Below are 20,271 nucleotides of genomic sequence, written 5' to 3' on the forward strand. Positions count from 1 at the left end.
CCTCCTACAAGAATCTATTGTACTGCTCGGCTGTCAGCTTAGATTTGCTTCCCGCCTTGAAAAACTCTTTCATCCCTTCAGTAAGCCTCTCCATAAAAGGCCTTATGTCCTCTGAGTCTATAGATGTCACACTGAGCCTGAAGCACTCGCTGTCTTCTCCGTTCAAGTCAAATACCATGGCCGGAGCTATAGATATATTTCTCTCCAAGAGATAGTCATAAAGCTCGTTTGAAGACTGTCCAGACGGAAGCTTGAACCAGAAATTGAGCCCTCCTTCTGGAAGAATATATTCTATCTCCTCCGGCATAAGCTCCTCTACCGCCTTTACCATTATCCTGTACCTTAGATCGTATACCTTGTTTATCCGCTTTATATTTTCATCCCAGTTCCCATTTCTCATATATGCGTCAAATGCCCGCTGTATAAGCCCTGGTGTAGATATGTCCGAGATATGCTTGGCCGAAAGTATGCCAGAGTACAGCTCAGACGGAACTACCATAAAAGCTATCCTGAGCCCAGGCATAAATAGCTTGGAAAAGCTCTTTATATATATCACTCTGTCCGCCTTGTCCATAGACTTCAGCGTCCTGTTCTGGCGGTTGTTGAAGTGAAGGTCGCTCAGGTAGTCGTCCTCTATTATATAGAAGCCATATTCCGAAGCGAGCTCTAGGAGCTTTTCCTTCTTCTTCTCAGAGTAAGAATAGCCTGTAGGGTTCTGAAAGTTAGGCATTATATATATAAACTTGGGCCTGAAGCTCTTCAGCTTGTTCTCAAGCTCTACCACGTCTATTCCATCGCTCTCTATCGGTATGCCTATGGCCCTAGCTCCCCTCGAGTTGAAAACGCCTATAGCACCAGTATAGGTAGGCGACTCTGTAAAGACTATATCTCCGTAGTCCACCATGGCCTTTGAAATTATATCTATGCCCTGCTGCGCTCCAGAGATTATCTGTATATTGTCTATACCTGTGCCTATGCCCAGCTTCTCCAGATAAGATACAAGAGACTTTCTAAGAGGTGTATAGCCCTTGCTTTCCTGGTATATAAAGGCATTGGCCTTGTCTCTGTCTAGCACCTCGTCTATTGCAGCTTTTATCTCCTCTACAGGAAACAGATTAGGAGTAGGGGCTGTGCTTCCAAAGTTTGCGATTCCGCTCGGCTCAAGCTCTTCCTCTGACTTCTCGACTTTATCCAGCTTCTTTACAAAAGAGCCGCTTCCCACCTTCTTGTATATAAAGCCGTCAGCCTCTAGCTGGTTGTAGGCCGTGACCACAGTCACATTATTCACCTCCAGCTTTTCGGCCAGCTTCCTTATGGTAGGTAGCTTCGTATCCGGGGGAAGCTCCCCATTCAGTATAAGCTCTTTTATTTCGTTGTAAAGCTGGTGGTATAGAAACTCTCCAGAATCCTTGTCTAGAGCTATCTTGTCTAATTTGCCCATTTTCTCGCCCCTTTCGAAACTCTAGCCTAAAAACTCCAAACTGTCTCCAAGTATCTTCACAAGCAGGTCTATACAGTGCTCCACGTCTGACTTGTAGATCGTCTCTGTAGGGGAGTGTACAAATCTAGTTGGAACAGAGATTACGCCTGTTGGAACTCCGCTCTTGGAAAGATGGATCGCCCCCGAGTCGGTGGCCCCGAACTCAAGTATCTCAAGCTGATAGTCTATGTCGTTCACCTTGGCCATATCCACCATGTAGTTTTTAACTCTAGGGTCTACAACTATCCCTCTATCCTTGAGCTTTATCGCCGCTCCCTTTCCAAGTCCTACGGCCAGTCTGCCATCTTCCGGGGTATCTCCGCTTCCAGTGATGTCAAGCGCCAGCCCGAACTCCGGCTCTATGGCATATGCAGCTGTTGTAGCTCCTCTAAGCCCGAGCTCCTCTTGTACTGTGAAAACCATATATATGTCGTTTTCGCTTTCTTTCAGCCTCTTTAGAGCCTCTATGCCCATATAGCATCCTATCCTGTTGTCTAGAGCGCCCGAGATTATCCTCTTCTCATCTTCGTGATAGTCGGATACATATACAGCGGAATCGCCTATCTCGACTGCTTTCTCAGCTTCCTCTTTTCCATCTGCCCCTATATCTATAAACAGATCCTCTAGCTTCAGCTTGTCTGTCTTTGCCTTCCCGTTCTTGTCTATAACACCCACAGTGCCGTTCTTGAAGACGACCCTTTGGTTAAGAGACAACACAGGGTCTATCCCGCCTATATTGGTGAACCTCAGGAAACCTTCATCCTCTATCTTTGTAACCATTACGCCTATCTGGTCCATATGGGCGGCAACCATTATGCGCTTTCCGCCTCCAACTTTTCTGCATATCAAGTTCCCCATGCTGTCTCTGCTGATCTCGTCTACATGGTCTTTCAGCTCTTCTTCTATGATGCCTGCTATCTCCGATTCGTCCCCTGACGGAGAGTATGCATTCACCAGTCTTTTCATAAGTTCAGTATTAAAGCTCAATATCTTTACCTCCTATCATGGCTATAGTCTTTTCCAAAAGTTTTGCTGTGTTTCTGTAGTCCTCCATGTCCATAAAGCTCACAGGTGTCTTCATGTACTTGCATGGAATGCCTATCTTCATCGCCTTGTTTCCGCCTCTAGCTGTCTGGACTCTAGCTCCGTCGGAGAAGATATGGTCCATTCCAGATATCTGTACAGGTATGGACTCCGCTTTTGCAAGCTCCAGTATGCGCCTTGAGAAGCTTAAGTCGAACATAGTCCTGAGCTCCTTTATGCTCACAACAGGACCTTTTCCAAGCTCCGAGTCCGATCCGTCCAGGATTATGGTGTATTCAGGATCTAGCTTGTAGACTGCCGGACCTCCTCCGAATATCCCGACTTCTCTCATAACAGTGAACACTCCATAAAACGAGTATTCCGTCTTTTGCTTTAAAAGCTCTACAAGCAAACTACAGGCCGCTCTTCCCTCCAGCGCCTTCCCCTTTACGAGGCTTTTCCCATACTCTCTAAACGCGCTATCTATGGCCACATAGTCTCCTATGCACACATGCTTTTCAGCTTCTTCCTTTTTTGAAGCTCCGATGTCTATATAGAGCTGGCTCACCTTCAAAGCTGTCTTTCTTTCGCTGCTGTCTTGTAGGTGTATAGGCTTAGCCCCAATTACTCCCTTTACAGCTTTTTCTCCAATTGAGGCCGCCTTTGACACCAGCATCCTTGTGTCGAAATTCCCAGCCGGCGTGAACTTGATCAGCCCGTCCGACGTTATCTTGGTCACCATAAGTCCAACCTCGTCCATAGGAGCGACAACGGCTATCTGTGATATGTCTGAAACGCCCTTCTTTCTGACTATCAGATTTCCTATGCTGTCAGTGTACATCTCGTCTACAAAGCCTTCAAGCTCGGCTTTTATCTGGTCTCTTACCTTCTTCTCTTGGCCGGAAACTCCATGGGTCTCCGAAAGTCTCTTTAACAACATGTCAATTCCTCCAGTTCGCTTTCGCATATTTCTGCTATAAACCTCGCAAGAAGCCTGCCCGAACTCTCCACGTCGTTCATATTCACAACCTCTATAGATGTATGCATATATCTAAGCGGGACAGCCAATAGCAGTGTAGGTATGCCGGCTTTTGTTATCTGTATAGACCTTGCATCCGTCCCTGTCTGGCCTGGGCTCACCTCTATCTGGTATGGGATATTGTGCTTTTTCGCAATCTCTATCATCTTCTCTCTTAGCCCTCTGTGCATATTCCCGCCTATAGTTATCCCGGAGCCTTTTCCCATCTCTATTGTCTCCTCGTCCGAAAGATCAGAAGTATGCCCGAAGGTCACGTCTACAGCTATTCCTATCTCAGGATCTATTTCATATGCGCTTGTAACTGCCCCTCTTGTTCCAACCTCCTCCTGCACAGACCCTACAAAGTAGACGTCTAGCTGATGGTTGTACTTCAAAAGCTCCGAGCCACACTCTAGGAGCACTCCAACGCAAGCCCTGTCGTCCATGGCCTTTCCGCTTATATGGTTTCCCTCAAGCGTTAGAAGCTCCCTGTCCACAGTGGCGGTAGTTCCTATTTCCACCATGGAAAGTGCCTCTTCTTTGCTCTTGGTCCCTATGTCTATTCTAAGGTCTTCTATAGGTATAGCTTTAGACCTGTCCTGCTCTTCTAAGCTGAACTTCTCCGGAACTATTACACCGTTTAACTTTCTCTCTCCATGCAGCACTACGTCCTGATAGAGCAGCGTCCTTGGGTCGAATCCCCCTATGGTGCTAAACTGTAGTAGTCCGTTCTTGTCGGCGTTGCTGACCATAAAGCCTATCTCATCTATATGGGCCATCAGCATTACCTTCTTGCCTGAACCGTTTCCTCGCTTTACTCCGACCACACTTCCCAGCTTGTCTATATAAGTCTCTTCGCAAAACTCCTTGAAGTAGCCCTCTGTAATCCCGGCTATATCCGATTCATATCCCGAAACTCCAGCTGAATTACTCAGCTTTTCTATCTTTTCTTTTAAATTCAATTCCTGTTCACCTCTCCAATTCAGCTTAATAAAAGCCCATCTGAAAAGATGGGCTTTTTTCTAGTTTGTCTTCTCGTAGAAGAACATCTTTGAAGATTTAAAATTATACCTTTCAGGCATTATTATCTGCTCTGTACTTCCAACAAAGAGCACTCCGTTCTTCACAAGAGCGTTGTTGAAGTTCTTGTATATATTGTCTTTAGCTTCTTCTGTAAAGTATATAAGCACATTCCTGCAGAGTATAAGGTCGCAATTGCTAGGATACCTGTCTTTAAGCAAATTCATCTGCTTGAAGTCCACGCATCGCTTTACCTCGTCCTTTACCTTGTAGGAGTTTCCAATCTTCTCAAAGTAATTGCTCTGAAATTCCTTTGGAAGGCTCTTAAGGCTCTTCTCAGAGTAAACACCCATCTTGGCCTTTTCGATGGCCCCCATGTCTATATCTGTAGCCATTACTTTTATGTCTTTCAAGTTGTAGAACTTGCTTAAAAGCATGACAAGAGAATATGGCTCCTCTCCTGTAGAGGAAGCACTGCTCCAAACTGTCAGCTTTCTAGATTTCTTCATAAGCTCTGGAATTATATCCTTTTCAAGCGTATTCCACTGTATAGGATTTCTGTAAAACTCGGATACGTTTATAGTGAGGTAATTTATAAACTCGTTAAACAGCTCCTTGTCTTTCTTTATAGCGGCGAAATAGTCGTCGAAGCTCTTGTATCTATTTCTGCTTATAAGCGACTCGATTCTCCTCTTCATCTGCTTTTCCTTGTAGCAAGAGAGGTCCAGCCCTATAAGGGAAAGTACATCTTTTTTAAACTTTTCATAATCACCCATGTCTGCTTCCCCTGCCCTACTTTAGTTTTTCTAGATCCACAAGGTCTCCTATAGTGAACTCTGTATCCTCGTTGTACTGCGAAAGGTCGATTTTTTCTTCTCTAGGCTGTGAAGACTTCTCTTTTGTCTCAGGCTTCTTTCCTTCAACCTCTTTTATGCTTAGCTCTATCCTTCTGTTTTCAAGGTCCATGCTCAGCACTTTCACCTTTACAACTTGGTCTACGCTCAATACGTCTGAAGGCTTGGCTATGTTCTCGTAGGCTATCTGCGAGATATGAACCAGTCCTTCCACACCTTCTATCACCTCTACAAAAGCTCCGAAAGGCATCAGTTTCTTGACGCTACCCTCTATTATATCTCCAACTTTGACTGCATCTGATACTTGGTCCCATGGTTGCGGCTTAAGCTGCTTCATTCCAAGCGATATTCTGTTGGCATCCCTGTCTACAGACTGTATTACAACCTTTACAGACTCGCCTTCCGAAACTACAGCCTTAGGGTCGTTCACTCTTGTCCAGGCCATGTCCGATACATGCAGAAGACCTGTAACGCCTTCTCCAAGATCTATAAAAGCTCCATAGCCCATGACCTTGTCAACCACTCCTGTAACCACTTGTCCTTCGTTTATAGTGCTCCATACATCGTCTCTCTTGGCCTTTACATTCTCTTCCTCTACCTGCTTGCTTGAAAGCACAAGCCTGTTCTTTCTTGAGTCTAGGTCTATTATTCTGGCGTTAAGCTCTGCATCCCTGTACTCGCTAAGGTCTTTTACGAACTTGACAGAAACCTGTGAAAGCGGTATGAACCCTCTTATTCCAAGCACGTCAACTACAAGCCCGTTGTCCTTAACTTCTGTCACTTTTACAGAGATTATATTCTTATTTTCATAAAGTGCTTCTACATCTTTCCAGCTGCTCTTCATAGCTGCTCTCTTCTTGGACAGCACTACGTTTCCGTCTCCGTCATTTGTATTTACAACCATGACTGTTATCTTATCGCCTTCTTTTACCTCTGCTTTAAGGTCCACATCTAAGTCATTAGAGTACTCTTCTTTAGATATTATTCCGTCAGCCATATAACCTATATTGACTATGACTTCGCTTGAAGTCACCATTATTACTTCTCCCTCTATTATGTCCCCTCTTCTGATGCTTACAAAGCTCTCCTCTAGGGCTCTTTCCATTTCACTCTTGTCATTTATATTGTTCATCTTATTAAAAACCTCCTCTATAATCCAGTCTGGAGTAGATGCTCCTGCAGTTATTCCAACTAGATCATATTTTTCAAATTTTTCTGTGTCTATTTCATCAGCTGTCTCTATAAAAAACACGTTTTCACAGTATTTTTCACTTATTTCAACCAGCTTTCTGGTGTTTGAACTGTTTTTTCCGCCTATCACTATCATGGCATCGGCTCTCTTGGCTAGGTCTACGCAGGAATCCTGCCTCTCTCTGGTGGCGCTGCAGATCGTATTGTAGATCTCGGCCGCCTTGGACTTTTTAGCTATGGCCTCAGAGAGCTGTTCAAACAACTCATTTCGCATCGTGGTCTGGGCGACTATGCATACCTCGTCTAGCTCCGGTAGTTTTGAGACGTCTTCCAGGCTTCCAATTATATACGCCTCGCCTCCACACCATCCGTTTATGCCTTTGACCTCAGGATGCGATGCATCTCCTATTATTATAACCTTTTTTCCGGCTTTAAAACAGCTTTCGGCCTTTTTTTGAACTTTTCTCACAAACGGGCACGTGCAGTCTACGACATCTATGTCGCTCTTCCTAGCTCGCTCGTATATCTCAAGGGGAACTCCGTGAGACCTTATCACAAGGCTGCCCTTGGCTTCTTCAGGCTCTTGCACTACGCTAAGGCCCTTCTTGTCAAGCACATCTACCACCTGCTGATTGTGTATAAGAGGGCCCAAAGACGAGACTACCGACTTCTCCTCTATCACGCTCATAGTGGTATCTATCGCCTTTTTCACTCCAAAGCAGAACCCCGAGTTCTTGGCTATTTCAACTTTCAAGCTATCACCATCCATTTGTCCAGCCATCAGAGGCTGTATATTTTCACAAGTATTTCCCGACTGAGCTCCACATAGTCTTCTGTCTCCAGTTTTTTGCCGTAGTACTGCTCGAAGCTAAACGGCTTTCCCACAGTTATCTTGAGCGGCTTTCTGAACTCGTACTCGGATTCTATGTGCACAGGTATTATAGGGGACTTAGACTTGATGCTTATCATACTTATTCCCGCTTTAGCCTTGCTTAAATCCATTTTTTCTGTCCTGGTCCCCTCGGGGAACATGGCGAAGAGCTCGCCTTTTTTCAGAAACCTTATTGCGTTCTTTATGGCGCTTACATCAGCGGACTCTCTCGCTACAGGAAAAGCCCCGAGCAGCTGCAGCAGTTTTCCAAGGAATATGTTCTTTTCAAAGAGCTCTTTCTTGGCCATAAAGAAGAGCTGCCTCTTGGTCACAAGCCCAAGCGCCACAGGGTCTAGCTGGGTCTTGTGGTTTGAGCATATTATATAGTTGCCCTCTAGCGGCACATTTTCCTTGCCAATCACTGTCACCTTGAACATTATGTTCATATACGCCTTGGTGGCAAGCCTCGCTATATTGTAAAAGCCCATGCTATTTTTTCCCGCCTCTCACTCTGCCTACTATGAAATCCACCACTTCTTCTATGTCCATGTCGGTTGTGTCCACTTCAACTGCATCTTCAGCCTTTACAAGAGGCGATATTTCCCTGTTCATATCTATCTCGTCTCTCTTCTCTATATCTCTTTTTATCTCTTCGTAGCTCTGGGAGCTCTTGTCCTCTTCGTACCTTCTCCTAGCTCGCTCCTCTACAGATGCATTCAAGTAAAATTTGTACTCGGCATCAGAAAGCACAGTGGTACCTATGTCTCGCCCGTCCATTATCACAGACTTGCTATTGGCTATCTCCCTCTGCTTGGAAACCAGTATCTCCCTTATCTCTCCTATCTTGGCCACAGATGAAACGTTTTGATTTACTTCAGAGCTTCTTATCTCCTCGTCTACGACTCTTTCGTCCATGTAGATATGGTTCTCCCTGAAGTCTATGTCCGTGTCCTTTAAAAGCTCCACCACACTCTGGCTGTCTGATATATCTGTGCCTGTGCTTAAGGCTTTAAGCGTAACAGCCCTGTACATGGCCCCTGTGTCTATATACTCAAGTCCTAGCTTCTGGGCTACTATCTTGGATATGGTGCTCTTCCCGGCACCGGCTGGTCCATCTATAGCTATAGAATATTTCTCCATATATTGCTCTGTCTCCTTTATGAATTTATTCCCGCCAAGTACCCTGTGGAATAGGCTACCTGGAGATTGTATCCTCCTGTCAAGGCGTCCACGTCTATGGTCTCTCCTGCAAAGAAAAGTCCCGGCACAAGCTTGGACTCCATAGTGGAAGGGTCTATCTCGTCTGTAGAGATGCCTCCCGATGTGACTATGGCCTCGTCTATAGGCCTGAACTTCTTGAACTTAAGCCTGAAGTCCTTTATAAGCTCGACAAGCGCCTTGCGTTCTTCTTTGCTTATCTGATTTACAAACTTCTCGCCGTCTATATTAGACAGTTTCACCACAACAGGTATGAGCTTGCTCGGGAACAGATCCCCTAGCGAGTTCTTGAACTGCTTTTTGGAGTATTTCTCGAAGTCCTTTATTATCCTGCTCTCAAGCTGCTTGTGGTCAAGCGCTGGCTTCAGGTCTATTGATATCTCTATGTGCTTGTCTATATGGCGGTTTATATAGTTACTCATGCTGAGCACCATAGGCCCCGATACGCCGTAGTGGGTGAATATCATCTCCCCGAAGTCCTCGTATATCTTCTGCTTTCCGGCATAGGCTTTCAGGCTCACATTTTTAAGGGAAAGTCCTTGAAGCTCTCCTATCCAGTTTTCCGAAACTTCGCACGGCACAAGCGCAGGCTTTATCGCCACCACCGTATGTCCTAGAGATTTTGCAAACCTGTAGCCGTCACCTGTAGAGCCTGTAGAGCTGTAGGATTTTCCGCCTGTCGCAATCACTACAGAGTCGAACTCCTCTTCAATTCCGTTCGAGACAAGCGCAAATCTCTCTCCGCATTTTTCCAAGCTAGATACAGGACTTTCCAGGCGCACTTCCACTCCCTTTGAATCCAGGAATTTCTTAAGCGCCTTTATCACGTCACTTGACTTGTCGCTCTCGGGAAAAACCCTGTTTCCTCGCTCCACCTTGGTGGCCACGCCATAGGACTCTATTAAATTCACTATGTCGTCGTTGGTGAAGGAGTAGAATCCGCTGTACATAAAGCTCTTGTTCACAGCTATGTTCTCTATAAGCTCCTCTATAGGGGCTGCATTCGTTATATTGCATCTGCCTTTTCCAGTTATAAACAGCTTCTTGCCCAATTTTTCGTTTTTCTCAAACAGCACCACGCTGTTTCCGGAAGCGGCGCTGTTTCCTGCGGCTATTATACCTGCAGGGCCCCCTCCTATCACTGCAACTCTTCTGCCCATAAAATTCTCCTATCTTGAAAGATGAGCTGTGTCGTTAAAATATCTCATCACTGTATTGTAGTCTCCAAACTCTATCATGGTTATGCCTGTGTTGCTTATGCTGAAGTTTCCGTACTTTGAAAGGTCTATGCCTAGAAGCCCGAGTATCATGGCCTTTATGGCCGTTCCATGTGACACAAGAAGCACGTTTTCAGAGCTGTCGCACTGCTTTATCCTGTCTATAGCTTTAAGCATCCTGTCCTGAACCTCTGAAAGCACCTCGGAGCCCTCTACCTTGAACTCATGAGGTCTTTTTTTCCAGAGCATATACTCTTCTCCGTTTTGCTCTGCCACTTCCGAAAGCAGCCTACCTTCCCAATGACCAAAGCACATCTCTTTGAAGTCTTCGTCCACTTTCGGACTAACTCCTAGCTCTGCTCCCACTACTTCTGCTGTAAGCTTAGCCCTCTTGAGTGGGCTTGCATATATGCTTCCTATTCTCTCGCCTTTAAGTCTGGCTCCGGCTAGTCTTGCCTGCTCAACGCCTTTTTCTGTAAGCTCTGAGTCTTTGCTTCCCTGCACCTTCCCCGTCAAGTTCCAGTCTGATTCTCCATGTCTAAGCAAGTAAAGTCTTCTCATCTTATCTCTCCTCATTCTAAAAATTCGCTGTATCTATCTAATTTCTGAACTATATCCTCTACAGATATAAACCTAGCTTCCCTTAAAAATTCCTTCCCGTCTATATAGCCTATTATGGCTGGGACAGTGTAGACTGAAAGCAGGCCCCTGAGCTCTGGGAATGCCGAATACTCTACCTTGAAAAACTCCAACTTGTCGTACTTAGCCATAACTTTCTCTATCTTGGGATAGAGGTCCACACATACAGAACAGGACTCTGCCCCTATATATATGACTCTGTTTGATTCGCTTTTTAAAAACTCGTCGAGTTCAACTTTTGAAACTATCTCTCTCAAATTGATCCCCTCTCTTTCAGTACAATTATACCATAGTTTTTTATAGTTTTTTTGTCTTTTATTATATCAATTATGATAAGATTTGTTTTGATATTTTATCGTAAAAAAAAGAAGCCCTGAGGCTTCCTATCTCTCCCACCAATTGTAGTTCCATGCGCTTGGCCCTATGGCCCTCGACTTGTAGCCGCTCTTTTTCAAGTAGTCCAGTATTCCCGGCAGCGCGTCTGCAGTCTGGCTTTTGTCGTGGAAGAGCACGACAGGCGCTATGCCCTGCCAAACCTTAGGGGCTATGTTTGGAACCACGTTTCTGTAGATTTGGCTGCTGCTGCTCTTGTAGTCCAAGCTGTCTATATGCCAGTCCCAGACCCTGTACCCTGCAGATCTGAGAGTCCAAAACTGCGAGGATGTCATAAGCGGCTTTGAGCCGTAAGGCACCCTTACAAGGTCTGTGGATACTCCGAATATGTTTTTAAGGTTGTTGTTTTGGGCGCTCATCTCGTTTAGAACGGAGTATGCGCTCCCTGTCAGGTAGAGCTTGTTCTTGTCGTGGCTTATGCTGTGAAGCCCCACGCTGTGGCCTTCCGATATTATCCTCCTGGTGTACTCAGGGTATCTCTTCATATTTCCGTCTAGCAGAAAGAAAGTCGCCTTCATATCGTACTTCTTGAGTATGTCGAGTATCCTGGGCGTGTTGGCGTTGGGCCCGTCATCGAAGGTAAGGTAAACAGTGGGGTATTTTGCCTCTTCGGCCTTTCTGGCTTCCTCTTCCTTGGCCTTCTTCTCCTCTAGGTATAGCTTGCGCTCGGCGTCTATAGTACCTTTTATCCTGTTGTAAAGCTCTTCCTCACTCTCTACAGCTTCATTTGAATTCGACACAAACCTGGCTATAGGCCCGTTCGCTATGTAGCTCACCTCGTAGTCGAAATGCTCCGCTATGGCCCTGAACTGCGCCATGGTCCTCTGGTTCTTGACGTAGACTTTGGCGGTGATTTCATCTCCGTTTGAGAACTTCAGCTTGTCGCTCCCCAGGTATATATCACACCATTTGCCGTCTTTCCTCAAGACCACCTTGTTCTCAGTTGCGTTCCACTCGACTTCCATGCCCATAAGCTCTGAAAGAGTCCGTACAGGCACAAAAGTCCTCCCCTCTATGACTTCTGGTTTTGCATCTGTGAAGTTAACATAGTCGTTGTCCTTTACAACCACTATAAAGTCGGGGTACGACGCTGAGAACGCGGTTCCTGACATAAACAGAGTCATCATAAAAAACATAGCCAAAACCATTCTGATTGATTTTCTCATCATAATCCTCCTCTAATTTCAGTATGAATTTATATACCCACAAAGTGAATCATTACCCGAGAAATCATCTAAAGTCTATGTTAGGTTTTGCTCCTTACCCTCTATATATATCGTCGTATACGTTGTACTCTTCCCATATTCCCTCTAGCTCCTTGAAGTACTCTGTTATCTCGGTCTTCATCTCCATGCCTATCCCGACTATAAGCGAGTTTATAAGGCTCATAGGCGCTACAAGCGAGTCCACAAAAGAGTGCATATTGCTGACAGCATAGAGTATATAGTCGGCCATGGCTGAAATAGGCGCCGTGTCGCTGTCTGTTATGGCCACTATCTTGGCTCCCTGTCCCTTGGCGTACCTCACGGCTTCAAGCGTCCGTTTCGAGTACCTCGGGTAGCTTATCCCTATCACCATATCGCCTTCCCCTATGCGGAGAAGCTGCTCGAATATGTCGCTTATGCCAAGGCTCACCACCTGCACGTCGTCTAGCATTACCCTGAGGTAGAAGCCTAGGTACTCCGCCAAGGCGTTTGAGCTTCTAAGCCCTATTATATACACCTTTCTGGCCTTCAGTATGCTGGCTACAGCCTGCTCGAACACCTCTACATCTATCTCGTCTATGGTGTTCCTTATATTGTCCATGTCTTTTTTCAGGACTTTCTTTATGGCCACTCCCTTGTTGGAGTAGTCGTCCATGCCTATCCTCTGGACCGTCGTCAGCTTGTTCTTTATGAGCTCCTGGAGTGCATCCTGGAGGTTCGGATATCCTGGGTAGCCCAGCGTATTTGCGAACCTTACAACTGTAGACTCGCTCACGCCGACTACCTCCCCTATCTTGGCCGCCGTCATAAAGGCCGCCTTGTCGTAGTTGTCTATTATATATCTCGCTATGAGTTTCTGCCCCTTGCTGAGGCTTTCAAACTCTTTTCTTATATTGCTGATTAAATCTTTTTTTTCCTCTTCTGTCATCTCGTATTCCTACTTTCGGAAGCCTAAGTTTATATTTTTCTCTAGAAGGCCGTAGTTAGTCAGGTCGAACTGCAGGGGAGTTACAGATATATGCTTGTTGGCTATAGCTATTACATCGCTCTCCTCCCTGTTTTCAAGCTGCTCTGGAACTCCTGACATCCAGTAGTAGTCTCTTCCCATAGGGTCTTCCCTCTTTACAAAGGAGTTCTTGTACCTCTGGACTCCCAGCTCAGTTATCTTTATCCCCTTTACGTCTTCTAATTCAACAGAGGGGATGTTTATATTCAGCAAGCTGCTTTTAAGCTCTTCATGGTTCAGTATCTCTTCAAAAAGCCTTGGGACGTAATGCGATGCCACGTCGTATTTTAGCTGGCCGCTTCCCGCAAGCGAAAGGGCCATCGAAGGTATCCTGTGAAGCGCTCCCTCCACAGCGGCCGACACGGTTCCCGAGTACAGCACGTCTGTGCCTAAATTCCCGCCGTTGTTTATGCCTGAAACCAGCATGTCCGGCCTTACCTCTAGCAGATGCTCGACACCTATCTTCACGCAGTCTGAAGGCGTTCCGGACACGCTCCAGGCCTTTACACCTTCGCTAAATCCCTCTATGCTTTTGACCCTGAGTGGCTGATGCATAGTTATGCCGTGCCCTACAGCGCTCTTCTCGCTGTCCGGGGCCACTACATATATATTCCCAAACGCCTTCAAGCTGTCTACTAGCGTCTTGATTCCAACAGCGTCTATTCCATCATCATTCGTAACTAGTATATTCATATATACTCCCCCTAATTTTTCTAGCGTTCTGCAAGTTTCTCGAGCTCGGAATCAGTCATATATCTCCACTCGCCTTCCTGTATGTCTCCAAGTCTTAAGCTGCCCACCTGCGTCCTCCTGAGCGACTTTACAGGATGGTTTATGGCCTCGCACATCTTTCTGACCTGGCGGTTCCTGCCTTCTCTGATCTCTATCTCCACAAGCGACTCGTCCGAAAACTGCCTAAGGAGCTTTATCCTAGCCTTTGCAGTTGTGTAGTCTTCTATCTTAAGTCCATCTCTGAACCTCTTCATCTCCTGCTCTGTCGGTATGCCCTTGACCTTGGCTATATACTTCTTGTTTATCCTATGGCTGGGATGTGTCATTTTATTGGTGAACTCCCCGTCATTTGTCAGTATGAGAAGCCCCGTGGTGTCGTAGTCCAGCCTTCCTACTGGGTATATCCTCTCTTCCACACCCTCTACAAGGTCTAGTACCGTCTTTCTCCCGAACTGGTCGTCTGCAGTTGTCACATATCCCGAAGGCTTGTTCAGCACTATATAGACCTTCTCCTCTTCCGGAACTATGCGCTTTCCGTCGTACTCGACTATGTCGCCATCCTCCACTTTAAAGCCAAGCTCTGTAACTGTATTGCCGTTCACTCTGACCTTGCCCTCTGCTATAAGCTCTTCCGACTTTCGCCTAGAAGCCACCCCGCAGCTGGCCATATACTTTTGCAACCTCATAATCAATCAGTTCCTTCCTCTTCTTGAATTTCCAAATTCTCATCGCTTTCCAGTATAGGCAGCTCCTTTATAGACCCCAGTCCGAAAGCCCTTAGAAACTCGTCTGTAGTTCCGTAGAGTATCGGCTTTCCTGGTTTGTCCAGCCTTCCCACTTCAGCTATGAGCTGTCTGTCTGCAAGTGTCTGAACCGCTTTGTCGCATTTTACGCCACGTATATCCTCTATCTCTGTCTTGGTTATAGGCTGCTTGTATGCAACTATTGTAAGCGTCTCAAGCGCAGCGTTCGATATGCCCTTGTTCTCTTTTCTGTTGTGCAGCTTCTTTACATACTCGAAATGCTCGAGCCTTGTGCTCAGCTGATAGGACTGCTCTGTCCTGACTATCTGGATGCCTCTTCTATTGTAGTTGAATTCGTCTCTCATCTCTTCTATTATCTTTACAAGCTCTTGTCTTGGGGTTTCAAGTATCTTCTCTATCTCTCTTATGTGGAGAGGCTCCCCCCATGTAAAGAGAAGTCCCTCTATAACGGCTTTTATCTCTTTTATGTCCATATTAAACTCTCCTACTCAATATCACGTCGCCAAAAGGCGTGTCCTGCCTAAATGCTACCTGACTTCTCTTTATCAGCTCCAGCAGAGCTATAAACACAGTGACTATCTTGTTTCTGCTGACAGGAGCGGCGTTTTCAAAGAGCTTTTCAAACGTAGTGTCTTTTCCTGTGTGCAGCGAACGCAAGATAAGCTCCACTCCCTGCTCTATCGTCAAATCGTCTCTCTGCACTCTTGTAAACACCTTCTCTTCCTCGTCTTCTTCCACCATGCGCTTCTGCTTTTCTTCGTACTTTAGGACCACTTTTCTGTAGGCCTCTAGCAGCATGTCCACTTTAAGCCCCTCTGTGCTAAACGGCTCCTCCTCCAGTATGACTTCCTCTTTGAGCCTGTAGTAAACCTTGCTGTATACTTCGTTTCTCTCCTTTAGCTCGCCCGACGCAAGCTTGTACTTCTTGTACTCTATGAGCTTTCTCACTAGCTCTTCCCTCGGGTCTTCCTCCTCCTCTTCCTTCTTGGGCTTTGGCAGAAGCATCCTCGACTTTATCTCTAGAAGTGTGGAGGCCATCAGTATAAATTCGCTTGTGACGTCTAAGTTAAGGTCCTCCATAGCCTCCACATAATCTATATACTGCTCCGTGACTTCCGATATAGGTATGTCGTATATATCTATCTTGTTTTTGTCTATAAGGTGGTACAGAAGGTCCATAGGTCCTTCAAACTTTTCAAGTACTATGCTGTATCCCATCTATTCCTCCTAAAATACCAGCGTCTGGGCTACTCTAAGCAGTATCCCCAGCGCCCAGTTGAGTGCAGGTGTCAGTATCCTTCCCAGTCCCCCAGTCAGCAGAAGTAGCACCAGCAGTAGATACATATATCTCTCGTACTGGTAGAACTTGATCTCGTACTTCATAGGCAGCAAGCTAGCAAGCACTTTGGATCCATCTAGCGGCGGAACCGGTATCATATTGAAAAGCCCCAGCACCAAATTGTACTGCATCGCATAGAAAATCACTTTTGAAACCATAGTGCTCGCTCCGAACTTAACTGTCAGAGCCATTATCAAGGCGAAAACGGCTGCAAGCACGAAGTTCATGGCAGATCCAGCTATAGATACTAGTATGACATCTCGCTTTCTTCGCTTCAGGTTTCTATAGTCCACTGGAACAGGCTTCGCCCATCCGAAGCCTACAAATATCAACATCAGAAATCCTATCGGATCTATATGAGCTAGCGGGTCTAGTGTGAGCCTCCCTCTCGCCTTGGCTGTATTGTCCCCCAGAATATAAGCCATATATCCATGAGCCAGCTCGTGAAAGCTTATGGCCACCAGGAGCCCCGGCATTATGGTCAATGTGTCTATAAGCCAGTTTATGATCCCGTTCATTTGAAACATTTAATCATCTCCATCTATTTTTATCTAATATTAAGTATACGTCAAAGTGGCCAAGTATTCAATACTTGGCCACTTTGACGATTCCTATATTTGATTTATTTGACTCTCAATAAGTCTTTATTCCATCTCTGTCTACTTTTCCAAGTATCAGCTTTCTCTTCGGAACGAAGTGCTTTGAAATAGAGTAGGCCAACTTCAGCTTTTCGCACGCCGCCTTTCCCACTTCCTCGTCGTTGCAGTGGATGTAACCTATTATATCTCCAGCCGCTACAGCATCGCCTATCTTTTTCGAGATGACTACACCAGCTGAAAGGTCTATTTCGCTCTCTTTTGTCTCTCTTCCGGCTCCCACCATAAGGGCCGTCTTTCCGACTTCCTCAGCCTCTATGGCTTCCACATGGCCGAATGCGTCGGATCTGACTTCCAGCACATGCTTGGCCTTTGGCAACTTGGATATATCCTCTATCTGCTCTATATTTCCTCCTTGAGACTCCACCATCTCTAAGAACTTCCTGTATGCAGCGCCCGACTCAAGCGTGTCTAAAAGCTTGGCTCTAGCCTCCTCTTTTGTCTTTGCGGCATTCCCAAGCAGTAGAAGCTCCTCTCCCAGCACAAGGCAAAGCTCTGTCAGATCTTTAGGCCCGTTGTTCTTCAGCGTCTCAACAGACTCTGCGACCTCTAACGCATTCCCCACTGTGTTTCCAAGTGGCTGGTCCATATCTGTAAGATAGCATACAGTCTCTCTGTCGAAGCTCTGTCCTATCCTGACCATCTCGTTTGAAAGCTCGTATGCGTCGTCTAAGTTTTTCATAAAAGCTCCACTTCCGACTTTTACATCTATGACTATGGCATCCGACTTAAGCGAAAGCTTCTTGCTCATAACGCTCGCAGCTATAAGCGATATATTGTCTACAGTGGCGGTTACGTCTCTAAGCGCATATATCTTCTTGTCCGCAGGGGCTATATTGCCGCTTTGACTGCAGATACAGAGCTTGGTCTTGTTTATTATAGCTAGAAACTCCTCTTCTGTAAGCTGAGTTCTGAACCCCTCTATAGAGTCCAGCTTGTCAAGCGTTCCTCCCGTATGGCCAAGTCCTCGTCCAGACATCTTGGAAAAAGGAAGTCCACAGGCTGCCACCATAGGCCCCAGTATGAGCGTCGTCTTGTCTCCGACTCCTCCGGTGCTGTGCTTATCCACTTTCCTTCCGTTTACCCCCGAGAGGTCCACTGTGTCTCCTGACTCAAGCATCGCCTTTGTGAGGTGCTCTGTCTCTTTTCTGCTCATCTTGTTTATATATATGGCCATCAGAAGCGCCGACGCCTGGTAGTCTGGAATTTCCCCTGAAGTATATCCCTCTATGAAATAGCTTATCTCCGCCTCTGAAAGCTCTTTTCTGTCACGCTTTTTCTGAATTATATCGTACATTCTCATATTCTCTTCCCCCTAGATTCTCTCCAGTATTCCAAGCACAAGAGCCACAAACTTCTCTCTTGCTATTTCGCTTGTCTCTATGACCTCGCTGTGGTCTAGAGGCTTGTCCAGTATCCCGGAGGCCATATTGGTTATGCACGATATCCCAAGCACCCTGATTCCACCGTGGTTTGCAACTATGACTTCCGGCACTGTAGACATTCCAACTGCGTCCACTCCCAGCGTCTGTAGCATCCTGACCTCTGCTGGTGTTTCGTAGCTAGGCCCTGTAACCCAAGCATATACACCGCTCTTCAAGTCAGTCCCCTGAGACTCTGCAACTGATTTAGCTATTTGCATCATATCTCTATCATAGGCCCTGGACATATCTGGAAAACGGTTGCCGAGTTCGTCGTAGTTTATGCCTATAAGCGGGTTTCTAAGCGAGAAGTTGATGTGATCCTCTATGAGCATCAAGTCCCCAGGCACGAAGTCCATGTTGCTTCCCCCTGCGGCATTTGTCACAACTATCTTCTTCACTCCCAAGCTCTTCATGACTCTCACCGGAAAAGTAACCGACTCCAGGTCATAGCCCTCGTAGTAGTGGAACCTGCCCTTCATGGCCATCACGGCTTTTCCCTTAAGCGTTCCGAACACAAGTGCTCCCTCGTGGCCTTCCACAGTGGAGACAGGGAAATGCGGTATGTCCTTGTACTCTATCTTTACTGCGTCTTCTATCTCATCCGCCAAGCTTCCAAGTCCTGACCCAAGTATAAGCCCTATCTCTGGCGATACTCCTGTTTTTGAACTTAGAAACTCTCTTGTTTGATCTATTTTTTCGATTATATTCATGCTATCCCTCCGTCTTTTATCTCTCGTATACGGATTTATACCCAGCTTTTAAGGCTTTCACCATTTTATCTGCGGTGAAACTTGCCATCTCTATTTCGACCTTGGATGGGTCTTTCTGTAGACTTCCTTCAGCTTCTGGTCGCATTTAAGCTGGTATATCTGGGTGGTGGATATATCCACATGTCCCAATAGGTCCTGTATCGACTTTATGTCGGCCCCGTTTTCAATCATGTGGACAGCAAAGGAATGCCTCATAGTCAGCGGATTTATGTTCTTGTCTATGTTTGCAACCTTGGCATAGTCTTTTATCATCTTCCAGAGGCCCTGCCTCGTAAGCTTATCGCCTCTCATATTCAGAAAAAGCGTTTCGCTGTCGGATTTCTCTAGCACATGTCTTCCGTACTTCAGATACTCCTGAAGCTCAGCTTTCGCTTTTTTGCTTATAGGCACATATCTCTCTCCGTCTGAGCTTTCGCTGCATTTGACGTACTCCAGCTCCAGATTTATGTCATCTAGCTTAAGCTCCACAATTTCGCTTACCTTTAGTCCACTTCCGTACATTATCTCGAGTATGGCCCTGTCCCTGATCCCCTTTATGCTGTTTGTGTCTGGAGCGCATAGCAGTCTCTCTACTTCGCTTATAGTTAGCGTCTCTGGAGTCTTCCGCTCCTGCTTGGGCGACTTTATATTTATAGTCGGGTCCTTGTCTACAGCTCCGGAGTTCATCAAAAACTGATAAAAGCATCTTATAGATGCTATTTTTCTAGATACAGTGGCCACAGAAACTCCTCGACTCTCTATGGCCATCTTATATGAAAGTATATCTGTCTTGTTGACTTCATTTAGGGGCTTTTTGCACCACTCCATATACTGCCTTATGTCCGCCATATAGCTAGAGACTGTGCTTTCAGAGCTCATCTTTTCATTTTCAAGAAAACCCTTAAAGCCATACAGGAGCTTTTCAGTTTCCATAGCTACAAACCTCTTTCTCTCTCATAAGGTGCATCACACCTATTATGCTCTTTGCGTCTTGAAGCTCAGATAAGAGGCTCCCTAGCTCTTCTATTCTGTACTTCTCGACCTCCAGAAACTCGCCTTCATCCAACGCTTCACCTACAAATTCAAGCTCTTTCGCAATATACACGTATACCTTTTCGCTACAAAATCCAGGCGCAGTGTAGAATTCAGAGAGCAGCTCTATACTCCCAGCTTTGTAGCCAGTCTCCTCCCTTAGCTCTCTTTCCGCACACTCTAGAGGGTCCTCCCCCGCTTCCAGTTTCCCAGCTGGAAGCTCGAGGAGCTCCTTTTCCATGGCCTTTCTGTACTGCCTGACCATCAGCAGTTCGCCCGAGTCTGTGACAGCTACAACTGCCACGCCACCGCTGTGCTCCACTATCTCTCTCTTAGAGCTGCTTCCGTCTGGAAGCTCCACCGTGTCAAGCCTCAGCTTGAGTATTTTTCCGTCGTATATATCCTTTGAATCTATGGTCTTTTCCTCGAATTTTGCCAAC

Annotated in this window: 22 protein-coding genes; all 22 read right to left on the bottom strand. The window is 46.1% G+C overall.

Annotated features, from left to right (window positions below; all coding sequences use genetic code 11):
• Positions 1-4: 4 nt before the first annotated feature.
• Positions 5-1,441, bottom strand: coding sequence for a MocR-like pyridoxine biosynthesis transcription factor PdxR (pdxR, locus tag EUAN_RS03595; protein ID WP_071061806.1), 1,437 nt, complete (start codon positions 1,439-1,441; stop codon positions 5-7).
• Positions 1,442-1,462: 21 nt separating this feature from the next.
• Positions 1,463-2,467, bottom strand: coding sequence for a M42 family metallopeptidase (locus EUAN_RS03600; RefSeq protein ID WP_071061808.1), 1,005 nt, complete (start codon positions 2,465-2,467; stop codon positions 1,463-1,465).
• On the bottom strand, positions 2,457-3,443 hold the full coding sequence (locus EUAN_RS03605) for a M42 family metallopeptidase (protein WP_071061810.1): 987 nt from the start codon (positions 3,441-3,443) through the stop codon (positions 2,457-2,459). The genes EUAN_RS03600 and EUAN_RS03605 overlap by 11 nt, the downstream gene beginning before the upstream one ends.
• Complete coding sequence (locus EUAN_RS03610; protein WP_425388412.1) at positions 3,434-4,348, bottom strand: zinc-binding metallopeptidase family protein; 915 nt, start codon at positions 4,346-4,348, stop codon at positions 3,434-3,436. The genes EUAN_RS03605 and EUAN_RS03610 overlap by 10 nt, the downstream gene beginning before the upstream one ends.
• Positions 4,349-4,543: 195 nt before the next feature.
• The gene (locus EUAN_RS03615; RefSeq protein ID WP_071061814.1) at positions 4,544-5,317 is read right to left on the bottom strand and encodes a CheR family methyltransferase; all 774 of its coding nucleotides are present in this window, start codon (positions 5,315-5,317) and stop codon (positions 4,544-4,546) included.
• Between the two features lie 16 nt (positions 5,318-5,333).
• The gene (locus EUAN_RS03620) at positions 5,334-7,367 is read right to left on the bottom strand and encodes a bifunctional 4-hydroxy-3-methylbut-2-enyl diphosphate reductase/30S ribosomal protein S1 (protein ID WP_245674434.1); all 2,034 of its coding nucleotides are present in this window, start codon (positions 7,365-7,367) and stop codon (positions 5,334-5,336) included.
• On the bottom strand, positions 7,367-7,945 hold the full coding sequence (locus EUAN_RS03625) for a lysophospholipid acyltransferase family protein (protein WP_071061818.1): 579 nt from the start codon (positions 7,943-7,945) through the stop codon (positions 7,367-7,369). Before EUAN_RS03625 ends, EUAN_RS03620 begins: the two co-directional genes overlap by 1 nt.
• A gap of 1 nt (position 7,946) precedes the next feature.
• The gene (gene cmk, locus EUAN_RS03630) at positions 7,947-8,597 is read right to left on the bottom strand and encodes a (d)CMP kinase (protein ID WP_071061820.1); all 651 of its coding nucleotides are present in this window, start codon (positions 8,595-8,597) and stop codon (positions 7,947-7,949) included.
• Positions 8,598-8,614: 17 nt separating this feature from the next.
• Positions 8,615-9,835 (bottom strand): BaiN/RdsA family NAD(P)/FAD-dependent oxidoreductase, encoded by a 1,221-nt coding sequence (locus EUAN_RS03635; protein WP_071061823.1) that lies wholly within the window; start codon positions 9,833-9,835, stop codon positions 8,615-8,617.
• 9 nt (positions 9,836-9,844) lie between these two features.
• Complete coding sequence (locus tag EUAN_RS03640) at positions 9,845-10,453, bottom strand: histidine phosphatase family protein (protein WP_071061825.1); 609 nt, start codon at positions 10,451-10,453, stop codon at positions 9,845-9,847.
• An 11-nt stretch (positions 10,454-10,464) separates the two neighbouring features.
• Positions 10,465-10,788 (bottom strand): thioredoxin family protein, encoded by a 324-nt coding sequence (locus EUAN_RS03645; protein WP_071061827.1) that lies wholly within the window; start codon positions 10,786-10,788, stop codon positions 10,465-10,467.
• A gap of 126 nt (positions 10,789-10,914) precedes the next feature.
• Entirely contained in the window at positions 10,915-12,090 is a 1,176-nt protein-coding gene (locus EUAN_RS03650; RefSeq protein ID WP_071061829.1) for a polysaccharide deacetylase family protein, read from the bottom strand.
• A gap of 94 nt (positions 12,091-12,184) precedes the next feature.
• A complete protein-coding gene (locus EUAN_RS03655) occupies positions 12,185-13,057 on the bottom strand; it encodes a MurR/RpiR family transcriptional regulator (protein WP_071061832.1) in 873 nt (290 codons plus the stop codon).
• 9 nt (positions 13,058-13,066) lie between these two features.
• Positions 13,067-13,828 carry a 5'/3'-nucleotidase SurE gene (gene surE, locus EUAN_RS03660; protein WP_071061834.1) on the bottom strand — a complete coding sequence of 254 codons (762 nt, stop codon included), beginning with the start codon at positions 13,826-13,828 and terminating at the stop codon, positions 13,067-13,069.
• A 20-nt stretch (positions 13,829-13,848) separates the two neighbouring features.
• Complete coding sequence (locus EUAN_RS03665) at positions 13,849-14,553, bottom strand: pseudouridine synthase (RefSeq protein ID WP_097678051.1); 705 nt, start codon at positions 14,551-14,553, stop codon at positions 13,849-13,851.
• 2 nt (positions 14,554-14,555) lie between these two features.
• The gene (gene scpB, locus EUAN_RS03670; RefSeq protein ID WP_071061836.1) at positions 14,556-15,104 is read right to left on the bottom strand and encodes an SMC-Scp complex subunit ScpB; all 549 of its coding nucleotides are present in this window, start codon (positions 15,102-15,104) and stop codon (positions 14,556-14,558) included.
• Position 15,105: 1 nt separating this feature from the next.
• A complete protein-coding gene (locus EUAN_RS03675) occupies positions 15,106-15,849 on the bottom strand; it encodes a segregation and condensation protein A (RefSeq protein ID WP_071061838.1) in 744 nt (247 codons plus the stop codon).
• A gap of 9 nt (positions 15,850-15,858) precedes the next feature.
• Positions 15,859-16,497, bottom strand: a complete 639-nt coding sequence (locus tag EUAN_RS03680; protein WP_084655696.1) for a site-2 protease family protein — start codon at positions 16,495-16,497, stop codon at positions 15,859-15,861.
• Positions 16,498-16,603: 106 nt separating this feature from the next.
• Positions 16,604-17,929 (bottom strand): pyrimidine-nucleoside phosphorylase, encoded by a 1,326-nt coding sequence (locus EUAN_RS03685; protein WP_071061841.1) that lies wholly within the window; start codon positions 17,927-17,929, stop codon positions 16,604-16,606.
• A gap of 12 nt (positions 17,930-17,941) precedes the next feature.
• Positions 17,942-18,760, bottom strand: coding sequence for a purine-nucleoside phosphorylase (locus EUAN_RS03690; protein WP_071061843.1), 819 nt, complete (start codon positions 18,758-18,760; stop codon positions 17,942-17,944).
• A 90-nt stretch (positions 18,761-18,850) separates the two neighbouring features.
• Positions 18,851-19,732 carry a site-specific tyrosine recombinase/integron integrase gene (xerA, locus tag EUAN_RS03695; protein WP_071061845.1) on the bottom strand — a complete coding sequence of 294 codons (882 nt, stop codon included), beginning with the start codon at positions 19,730-19,732 and terminating at the stop codon, positions 18,851-18,853.
• A complete protein-coding gene (locus EUAN_RS03700) occupies positions 19,722-20,270 on the bottom strand; it encodes an NUDIX domain-containing protein (protein WP_071061847.1) in 549 nt (182 codons plus the stop codon). Before EUAN_RS03700 ends, xerA begins: the two co-directional genes overlap by 11 nt.
• Between the last annotated feature and the right edge of the window lies 1 nt (position 20,271).

Origin of the sequence: Andreesenia angusta, from assembly GCF_001855385.1 — a bacterium.
In the GTDB taxonomy this organism is placed as follows: Bacteria; Bacillota; Clostridia; order Tissierellales; family Gottschalkiaceae; genus Andreesenia; species Andreesenia angusta.